Annotated in this window: 10 protein-coding genes; 6 read left to right on the top strand and 4 right to left on the bottom strand. The window is 68.0% G+C overall.

The window, feature by feature from the left end:
* From AC1D1G_RS36895 to hrcA, 3 genes are all read right to left on the bottom strand, one after another.
* Positions 1 to 368: RsmE family RNA methyltransferase (locus tag AC1D1G_RS36895; RefSeq protein ID WP_477956011.1), on the bottom strand; the 368-nt coding region annotated here is incomplete at its 3' end.
* Between the two features lie 2 nt (positions 369 to 370).
* Positions 371 to 1,522: a molecular chaperone DnaJ gene (gene dnaJ, locus AC1D1G_RS36890; RefSeq protein ID WP_477956009.1), complete on the bottom strand. Its 1,152-nt coding sequence runs from the start codon at positions 1,520 to 1,522 to the stop codon at positions 371 to 373.
* 86 nt (positions 1,523 to 1,608) lie between these two features.
* Positions 1,609 to 2,652 carry a heat-inducible transcriptional repressor HrcA gene (gene hrcA / locus AC1D1G_RS36885; protein WP_105415156.1) on the bottom strand — a complete coding sequence of 348 codons (1,044 nt, stop codon included), beginning with the start codon at positions 2,650 to 2,652 and terminating at the stop codon, positions 1,609 to 1,611.
* Between the two features lie 209 nt (positions 2,653 to 2,861).
* On the opposite strand from hrcA, the gene AC1D1G_RS36880 reads away from it, so the two are divergent.
* On the top strand, positions 2,862 to 3,179 hold the full coding sequence (locus AC1D1G_RS36880) for a type II toxin-antitoxin system VapB family antitoxin (protein ID WP_005261240.1): 318 nt from the start codon (positions 2,862 to 2,864) through the stop codon (positions 3,177 to 3,179).
* Between the two features lie 48 nt (positions 3,180 to 3,227).
* On the opposite strand, the gene hemW is transcribed toward AC1D1G_RS36880, so the two are convergent.
* The gene (gene hemW / locus AC1D1G_RS36875; protein ID WP_477956007.1) at positions 3,228 to 4,451 is read right to left on the bottom strand and encodes a radical SAM family heme chaperone HemW; all 1,224 of its coding nucleotides are present in this window, start codon (positions 4,449 to 4,451) and stop codon (positions 3,228 to 3,230) included.
* A 129-nt stretch (positions 4,452 to 4,580) separates the two neighbouring features.
* Between hemW and AC1D1G_RS36870 the strand changes: the two genes are divergently transcribed.
* From AC1D1G_RS36870 to AC1D1G_RS36850, 5 genes are all read left to right on the top strand, one after another.
* Complete coding sequence (locus tag AC1D1G_RS36870) at positions 4,581 to 4,682, top strand: Ms4527A family Cys-rich leader peptide (RefSeq protein ID WP_368681006.1); 102 nt, start codon at positions 4,581 to 4,583, stop codon at positions 4,680 to 4,682.
* Positions 4,683 to 4,802: 120 nt separating this feature from the next.
* Entirely contained in the window at positions 4,803 to 6,524 is a 1,722-nt protein-coding gene (locus AC1D1G_RS36865; RefSeq protein WP_009473957.1) for a nitrite/sulfite reductase, read from the top strand.
* Complete coding sequence (locus tag AC1D1G_RS36860; protein ID WP_283333647.1) at positions 6,488 to 7,228, top strand: phosphoadenylyl-sulfate reductase; 741 nt, start codon at positions 6,488 to 6,490, stop codon at positions 7,226 to 7,228. Before AC1D1G_RS36865 ends, AC1D1G_RS36860 begins: the two co-directional genes overlap by 37 nt.
* Positions 7,225 to 8,178: a sulfate adenylyltransferase subunit CysD gene (gene cysD, locus AC1D1G_RS36855; protein WP_280782437.1), complete on the top strand. Its 954-nt coding sequence runs from the start codon at positions 7,225 to 7,227 to the stop codon at positions 8,176 to 8,178. The genes AC1D1G_RS36860 and cysD overlap by 4 nt, the downstream gene beginning before the upstream one ends.
* Before the next feature lie 2 nt (positions 8,179 to 8,180).
* Positions 8,181 to 8,790: GTP-binding protein (locus AC1D1G_RS36850; RefSeq protein WP_477956004.1), on the top strand; the 610-nt coding region annotated here is incomplete at its 3' end.

Raw genomic sequence — 8,790 nt, 5'->3', positions numbered from 1 at the left:
ACCTTGGGGCCCTCCCACCGCGCCACACACCGCGAGGACTGCCACGGCACGATCGCGTCGACGCCGGCCTCGGTGGCCAGCTCGACCGCCAACTCGGACCGCTCCGCCTTCGGAAGCGCTTGCACCACAGTCACACTCGGCGACGGCGCGGACACCTGACGACGCTCGTGAACGGTGAGTTCGAGCCGGTCCTTGGCGGCCGCCGTCACCTCGGTGTCGGCGAGACCACCCCGGCCGTCGGCCAGCACGATCCGCTCCCCGATGCCGATCCGGCGCACCGTCGCGGCGTGCCTGCCCTCCGGGCCGTCCAGGACCGCGGTGCTCCCCACCTCGGGCAGCGGGTCGAGGAAGAAGACCGTCGCCGCCACGGTCAGCGACCGCTGAACGCTTCGCGCAGGCGTGAGAACAATCCGCCGCTGTGCTGCGACTGGGTGGAGACGACCTCGGCGACGTCGCGGTCGCGCAGGTCCTTGAGTTCGCGGAGAAGCTTCGTCTCCTTGTGGTCCAGTCGCGACGGAACCACGACCTCGAGGTGGGCGTGCACGTCGCCGCGGATACCGGAACGCAGCTTCGGCATGCCGTGCCCGCGCAGGACCGTCACCGATCCCGGCTGGGTCCCCGGCTCGATGGTGATCTCCTTGGGCCCGTCGATGATCGTGTCGATCGTCACGGTCGTGCCGAGGGCGGCGTCGATCATCGGAACCCGGATCGTGCAGTGCAGGTCTTCGCCGTCGCGCACGAACACCTCGTGCGCCTGCTCGACCACCTCGACGTACAGGTCGCCTGCGGGTCCGCCACCGGGGCCGACCTCGCCCTGCGCGGCGAGCCGGATCCGCATTCCGCCTGCGACGCCTGCGGGCACCTTCACCGTGATGTCGCGGCGGGCGCGGACCCGGCCGTCGCCGCCACACTTGTGGCAGGGGTCGGGGATCGYCTCGCCGGCGCCGCGGCAGGTGGGGCACGGCCGCGACGTCATGACCTGGCCGAGGAACGAACGCTGCACCGACTGGACCTCGCCGGCGCCGCCACAGGTCTCGCAGCGCACCGGCTTGGAGTCGCCGTTGGTGCCCGCACCGGTGCAGCTGTCGCACAGGATCGCCGTCTCGACGGTGACCTGCTTGCTCACGCCGGTCGCGCACTCCGCCAGCGTCAGCCTGGTGCGCAGGAGTGAATCGGCGCCCGGCTGGACGCGGCCGCGGGGCCCGCGACCCGCACCGCCTCCGCCGCCGAAGAACGCTTCGAACACGTCGCCGAGGCCGCCACCGAAACCGCCGCCGAAGCCGGCTCCACCTCCGCCGCCACCCGAGGAGAGGGGGTCGCCGCCGAGGTCGACGATGCGACGCTTCTCCGGATCGGACAGCACCTCGTAGGCCGTCGAGATGTCCCGGAACCGGGCCTGCGCCGCCTCGTCGGGGTTCACGTCGGGATGCAGTTCCCTCGCAAGCTTGCGGTACGCGCGCTTGAGCTCCTGATCGGTCGCCTTCTGATCGACGCCGAGCGTTGCGTAGTAATCCCGTGCCACGTTGAGTCTCTCGTCCTTCTCTACTTCGTTATCTCGCTACCGGTACGTGTGCTCGTTCACGGTGGCGCTGTCGCCGGGGCCGGCCGTCACCGCTCGGCGAGCACCTGGCCGATGTATCTCGCAACGGCTGCCACCGACGCAATTGTTCCCGGATAGTCCATTCGGGTGGGTCCGAGGACGCCCATTCCACCGAGCACGGTGCCTGCCGCACCGTAACCGGTCGAGATGACGGAGGTGCCGCGCATCTGCTCCACCTGGGTTTCCTCACCGATCCGCACCGTCACGGTGCCCGCGTCCTGCGTGGCGGCCAGCAGCTTGAGCACCACCACCTGCTCCTCCAGCGCCTCGAGGACCGCCCGCAGCGAACCGGGGAATCCGCTGATTCCCGAGAAGTCGGCGGCGTTGCGGGTCAGATTCGCGGTGCCGCCGAGGACCAGCCGCTCCTCGGGGTGCTCGACGAGCGTCTCCACCAGCACGGTCGCCGAACGGATCACGGCATCGCGCAGATCCTCCGGGGCCTCGTCGGCCAGCTCCGAGACCGCGATGGACGCCGCCGCCAGCCGCTTGCCGTCGAGGGCGCCGCCGAGCAACCCGCGCAGCCGTGCCAGATCCTCGTCGTCCAGCACGTCGCCGAGTTCGACGATGCGCTGATCCACTCGGCCCGAATCGGTGATGAGCACGAGCAGCAGGCGGGCAGGCGTCAGCGCGACAACCTCGAGGTGCCGGACCGACGACGCCGAGAGTGTGGGATATTGCACAACCGCGACCTGGCGTGTGAGTTGCGCGAGCAGGCGCACACCACGCCGGAGGACGTCGTCCAGGTCGACGCCGGATTCGAGGAAATCGAGGATCGCGCGCCGCTCCGCCGTCGACAGCGGCTTCACGTCGGCGATGCGGTCGACGAACTGCCGGTAGCCCTTGTCCGTGGGAACACGACCGGAACTCGTGTGCGGCTGGGCGATGTAGCCCTCGCTCTCGAGAAACGCCATGTCGTTGCGGACCGTCGCACTGGAAACGCCCAGGTTGTGCCGCTCGACCAGCGCCTTCGATCCCACCGGCTCCTGGGTCGAGACGTAGTCGGCGACGATGGCGCGGAGAACCTCGAACCGTCTGTCGTCCGTACTCGACATCGCCGTCCACCTCCAGTTCTCGATCATCACGGGCAGCGGCGTCACCGAACCTTCGTTCGGATCGGCCGCCACATCCCCTGAGCTACGTGCAGATGCACGTGCATCTCGGCTCGGTCCAGTCTAATCGCCGCGCCGCCGATACCGGTTCAGGCCTTACTGTGGTGACCGGAGACGAGCAGAGGCAACGACCACGGGCGGATGACGAGGCGATGATTTTCAAAGGTGTCATGGACGGCAAGCCGTACCCGGACCACGGGTTGTCGCTGCGCGACTGGTCCAAGATCCCACCCCGGCAGGTGCGGCTCGACGAGATCGTCACCACGACCAAGGTTCTCGAGCTCGACCGGTTGCTGTCGGAGGACTCGACGTTCTACGGCGACCTGTTCCCGCACGCGGTCCAGTGGCACGGGGTGCTCTACCTCGAGGACGGGCTGCACCGGGCCGTGCGCTCGGCACTGCGGAACCGCGTGGTGCTGCATGCCCGCGTCTTCGACTACGACGAGATGCCCGGCATCGTCACGGCCTGAGGTTTCGAGGGCTGGGCGGTCGAGGGCTGGGCGGTCGAGGGCTGAGCGTCAGCGCAGCACCGTCCGGACCACGGCGTCGGCGAGGAGCCGCCCGCGGTCGGTCAGCACCAGGTGCTCGCCCTCGCGCACGAGCAGTCCGTCTGCCACCACGGTCTCGGCCGCGCGCTGCTCCGCGGCATCCAGCTCCGCCACCGGCAGTCCCGTCCGCAGCCGCGCGGTGAGCATCACCCGCTCGACGTGGACGTCCTCCGTGGTCAGCTGTTCGCTCCCACCGACGGGCAGACTTCCCGCCGCCAGCTGGTCCGCGTAGCGCGCCGGATGCTTGACGTTCCACCAGCGGACTCCGCCGACGTGGCTGTGCGCGCCCGGCCCGGCGCCCCACCAGTCCCCGCCGTCCCAGTACCCCAGGTTGTGCCGGCAACGTGATTCCCCCRTCGCGGCGTCAGCCGATGCCCAGTTCGACACCTCGTACCAGGTCAGGCCCGCTTCCGCGAGCCGCGCGTCGATGCGCTCGTACCACGACGCCAGGACGTCGTCGTCGGGCGCGGGCAGTTCGCCGCGGCGCACCTTCCTCGCCAGCGCCGTGCCGTCCTCGACGATCAGGGCGTAGGCGGATACGTGGTCCACCCCGGCGGACAGCACGGCGTCCAGCGAGAGGTCGAGGTCCTCGTCGCGCTCCCCCGGCGTTCCGTAGATGAGGTCGAGATTGACGTGCTCGAACCCGGCGGCCCGCGCCTCCTGCGCCGCCGCCACGGCGCGTCCCGGCGTGTGGGTGCGGTCGAGCACCTTCAGCACGTGCTGCGCCGCCGACTGCATGCCCAGCGAGATCCGCGTGAATCCGCCGGCGCGCAACCGCTCGAAGAACTCCGGCGACGTGGACTCCGGGTTCGACTCGGTGGTCACTTCGGCGCCCTTCGCGAGGCCGAAGCTCGAGCGGACCGCACCGAGAACGTCCGACAGTCCGTCGCCGCCGAGGAGTGACGGCGTGCCGCCGCCGACGAACACCGTGTCCACGGCCGGGGCGCCCGTCATCTGCGCGGCGAGGTCGAGTTCGCGGCGCAGACCTTCCATCCACGACTGCGGCGACGCGGACGTCCCCAGCTCGCCTGCCGTGTACGTGTTGAAATCGCAGTATCCGCAGCGTGTGGCACAGAAAGGCACGTGCACATAGATCCCGAACGGGCGGCTCCCCACACCCTTCAACGCACTCCCGGGCAGCGCGAATGCCGCCGCCTCGTCGCGTCCGACCGTGGTAGTGCTCGTTCCGTTCACCCTTACAGTCTCCATGGTCGGCTCACCTCCGGTGTCCACCCGGCCGTCGCGGGCCCCTCCTCGTGATATTTCCCGCAAAAATGGTGGAAATCGGTGCCCGGCTCTGCGTGAGCGATCTGACGTGGCACAATGGTCGGCATGACCGGACCCGGAGTGCGACTTGTGGCGCGTCGTCACGTCGATCTCAAGCGTGTCTGCAGCTGTTGTTGTCTGCCCTGTATCGCGCAGTAATTCAGCCTGTCAGCCCGTTCATCATTCTTCTCGACTTCCGGCCGGATTCGAATGCCCCGAGCGAGGATCAGCCCTCCTCCTCGGCCTCAGCCGGTGCATCTTGAGATTCAGGAGTGCTCCATGACGTCGACCACCGACGCCTCCCCCGCTGCCGTTGACGCAGCACCCGCGCGTACGCGCACGGCGAAGCCGGCTCGGCGACGCGCCGAAGGCCAGTGGGCCCTCGGCTACCGCGAGCCCCTCAATGCCAACGAGCAGGCCAAGAAGGACGACAACCCGCTCAACGTCCGGGCCCGTATCGAGAACATCTACTCGAAGCAGGGCTTCGACAGCATCGACAAGGGTGACCTGCGTGGCCGTATGCGCTGGTGGGGTCTCTACACCCAGCGCGAGCAGGGGTACGACGGCACCTTCACCGGTGACGAGAACATCGACCTGCTCGAAGCCAAGTACTTCATGATGCGGGTCCGCTGYGACGCCGGYGCCCTGAACGTCGAGCAGCTGCGCACCATCGCCGGTATCTCCACCGAGTTCGCGCGCGACACCGCCGACCTCTCGGACCGCGAGAACGTCCAGTACCACTGGATCGAGGTCGAGAATGTCCCGGAGATCTGGAAGCGCCTCGAAGGCGTCGGCCTCAAGACCACCGAGGCGTGCGGTGACTGCCCCCGCGTCGTCCTGGGTTCACCGCTGGCCGGTGAGTCGTTGACCGAGGTCCTCGACCCCACTCCCGCGATCGATGAGATCGTCCGCCGCTACATCGGCAAGCCCGAGTACTCGAATCTGCCACGCAAGTTCAAGACCGCGATCTCCGGTCAGCAGGACGTGGTGCACGAAATCAACGACGTCGCGTTCGTCGGGGTCAACCACCCCGAGCACGGTCCCGGCCTCGACCTGTGGGTCGGCGGCGGGCTGTCCACCAACCCGATGCTGGCGCAGCGGGTCGGCGTCTGGGTGCCGCTCGACGAGGTTCCCGACGTGTGGGAGGCCGTCGTGTCGATCTTCCGCGACTACGGTTACCGCCGGCTGCGGAACAAGGCCCGCCTGAAGTTCCTGGTCAAGGACTGGGGTATCGAGAGGTTCCGCGAGGTCCTCGAAACCGAGTACCTGAAGCGCAAGCTCATCGACGGCCCCGCGCCGGAGAAGCCCACCCGGCCGATCGACCACGTCGGTGTGCAGAAGACCCGCAACGGTCTCAACGCCGTCGGCGTCGCCCCCATCGCAGGTCGCGTGTCCGGCACAATCCTGGCCAAGGTCGCGGACGCCGCGGAGCGGGCAGGCAGCGACAAGATCCGCTTCACGCCGTACCAGAAGCTGATCATTCTCGACGTCGCCGACGACAAGCTCGAGCAGCTGATCGCCGACCTGGACGAGGTGGGCCTGCCCGCGCGTCCGTCGCACTGGCGTAAGAACCTGATGGCGTGCTCGGGCATCGAGTTCTGCAAGCTCTCGTTCGCGGAGACGCGGAAGCGCTCGCAGGTGCTCGTTCCCGAACTCGAGCAGCGGCTCGCCGACATCAACGCGCAGCTCGACGTGCCGATCACGATCAACATCAACGGCTGCCCGAACTCCTGCGCCCGCTCGCAGGTAGCCGACATCGGATTCAAGGGGATGCTCGTCGACGACGGCGAGGGCAACCAGGTGGAGGGCTTCCAGGTTCACCTCGGCGGCAGCCTCGGATTCGATTCGGCCTTCGGCCGGAAGCTTCGCCAGCACAAGGTCACCAGCACCGAACTCGGTGACTACATCGATCGCGTCGTCCGCCACTTCGTGAAGCACCGCAACGAGGGTGAACGCTTCGCGGAATGGGTCGTGCGCGCAGACGAAGGAGACTTGCGTTGAATCTCGCCACAGCCACCCAGGACGACCTACGGCTCCTTGCCGCGCAGGGCGCGGCAAGTCTCGAGGGCGCCTCTGCGCAGGAACTGCTGCAGTGGACCGAGGACACGTTCGGAAGCGACTACATCGTCGCCTCGAACATGCAGGACGGCGTTCTGGTCCACCTCGCCGCCCAGGTCCATCCCGGTGTGGACGTGCTGTTCCTCGACACCGGATACCACTTCGCTGAAACCATCGGCACCCGTGACGCCGTCGAGCAGGTGTACGGCGTCAACGTGATCAACGCGCGGGCCGAGGCGAGTGTCGCCGAACAGGATGCGGCGGAGGGCAAGGATCTGTTCGCCCGCGAACCCAACCGGTGCTGCGCACTGCGGAAGGTCGCCCCGCTGAAGAAGACCCTCTCCGGCTACAAGGCGTGGGTCACCGGCATCCGGCGGGTCGAGGCGCCCACCCGCGCCAACGCCCCCCTGATCTCGTTCGACGACGCGTTCGGTCTGGTGAAGATCAACCCGATCGCCGCGTGGTCCGACGAAGACATGCAGTCCTACATCGACGAGCACTCGATTCTGGTGAATCCGCTCGTCGACGAGGGATATCCGTCCATCGGGTGCGCTCCGTGCACCAGCAAGCCAGCCCCCGGCAGCGATCCGCGCAGCGGCCGCTGGGCCGGTCAGGCCAAGACAGAATGCGGGTTGCACGCCTCATGACCATCGACATTTCCCATTCCCTCGCCGAATCCGCAGTCCGGCCGCAGTTGGACGGGTCGCAGTTCGACACGCTCGACGCCCTCGAGTCGGAAGCCATCCACATCTTCCGTGAGGTCGCGGGCGAGTTCGAACGCCCGGTGATCCTGTTCTCCGGCGGCAAGGACTCCACGGTGCTGCTGCACCTGGCGATCAAGGCGTTCTGGCCTGCGCCGCTGCCGTTCGCGCTGCTGCACGTCGACACCGGACACAACCTGCAGGAGGTCCTCGACTTCCGCGATCACGTCGTGTCCAAGTACAACCTGCGTCTGCACGTGGCGAAGGTCGAGGACTACCTGGCCGACGGCCGGCTCACCGAACGCCCCGACGGGATCCGCAACCCCCTCCAGACCGTTCCGCTGCTCGACGCCATCGCCGAGAACCGTTTCGACGCGGTCTTCGGTGGCGCCCGACGCGACGAGGAGCGCGCCCGCGCCAAGGAGCGCATCTTCTCGCTGCGCAACGCATTCGGCCAGTGGGACCCGAAGAAGCAGCGCCCCGAACTGTGGAACCTGTACAACGGCAAGCACTCCCCCGGTGAGCAGGTCCGCGTCTTCCCGCTCAGCAACTTCACCGAACTCGACATCTGGCGGTACATCGCCCGTGACAACGTCGAACTGGCCAGCATCTACTACGCGCACCAGCGCGAGGTGTACCAGCGCGACGGCATGTGGATGACGCCCGGTGTGTGGGGCGGACCGTCCGAGGGTGAGGACCTGCAGACGCTGTCGGTGCGGTACCGCACCGTCGGCGACGGATCCACCACGGGCGCAGTTCTTTCCGACGCCGGCGACAACGAGGCGATCCTCGCCGAGGTCGCAGCGTCCCGGCTGACCGAGCGCGGCGCGACCCGTGGCGACGACCGAGTTTCCGAAGCGGCCATGGAAGACCGCAAGCGAGAGGGCTATTTCTGATCATGAGCGACCTTCTGAGGCTTGCCACCGCCGGCAGTGTGGACGACGGCAAGTCGACCCTCGTCGGCCGTCTGCTGTACGACACGAAATCGGTTCTCGCCGATCAGATCGACGCCGTCACCCGGGCGTCGGTCGACAAGGGGCTGTCCACCCCCGACCTGTCCCTGCTGGTCGACGGTCTGCGCGCGGAGCGCGAACAGGGCATCACGATCGACGTGGCATACCGGTATTTCGCGACCCCCCGCCGCTCGTTCGTCCTCGCCGACACTCCCGGGCACGTGCAGTACACCCGGAACACGGTGTCGGGTGCATCCACCGCGCAGATGGTCATCCTGCTGGTCGACGCCCGCAAGGGTGTCATCTCCCAGACGCGCAAGCACGCCGCCGTTCTCGCGCTGCTCGGCGTCCCCAAGCTGGTGCTGGCCGTCAACAAGATCGACCTCGTCGAGGATCCGGCCACCGTGTTCGCGAACATTTCGGCGGAGTTCAACTCGCTGACCAGTTCGCTCGGCTGGGCGTCCGAGGACGTCGTCGAGATCCCGGTGTCGGCCCTGCACGGCGACAACGTCGCGGTGCGTTCGGAGAACACCCCGTACTACGACGGCCCCACGC

It is taken from the genome of Rhodococcus sp. P3_B8, assembly GCF_056402775.1.
This window is presented reverse-complemented; position numbering and strand designations above follow the sequence as displayed.

Coding starts and splice junctions, on each gene's coding strand:
- AC1D1G_RS36880 (WP_005261240.1), top strand. CDS start 2,862: ATGATTTTCAAAGGTGTCATGGACGGCAAGCCGTACCCGGACCACGGG.
- AC1D1G_RS36860 (WP_283333647.1), top strand. CDS start 6,488: ATGGGTCGTGCGCGCAGACGAAGGAGACTTGCGTTGAATCTCGCCACA.
- hrcA (WP_105415156.1), bottom strand. CDS start 2,652: ATGTCGAGTACGGACGACAGACGGTTCGAGGTTCTCCGCGCCATCGTC.
- AC1D1G_RS36870 (WP_368681006.1), top strand. CDS start 4,581: ATGGTCGGCATGACCGGACCCGGAGTGCGACTTGTGGCGCGTCGTCAC.
- cysD (WP_280782437.1), top strand. CDS start 7,225: ATGACCATCGACATTTCCCATTCCCTCGCCGAATCCGCAGTCCGGCCG.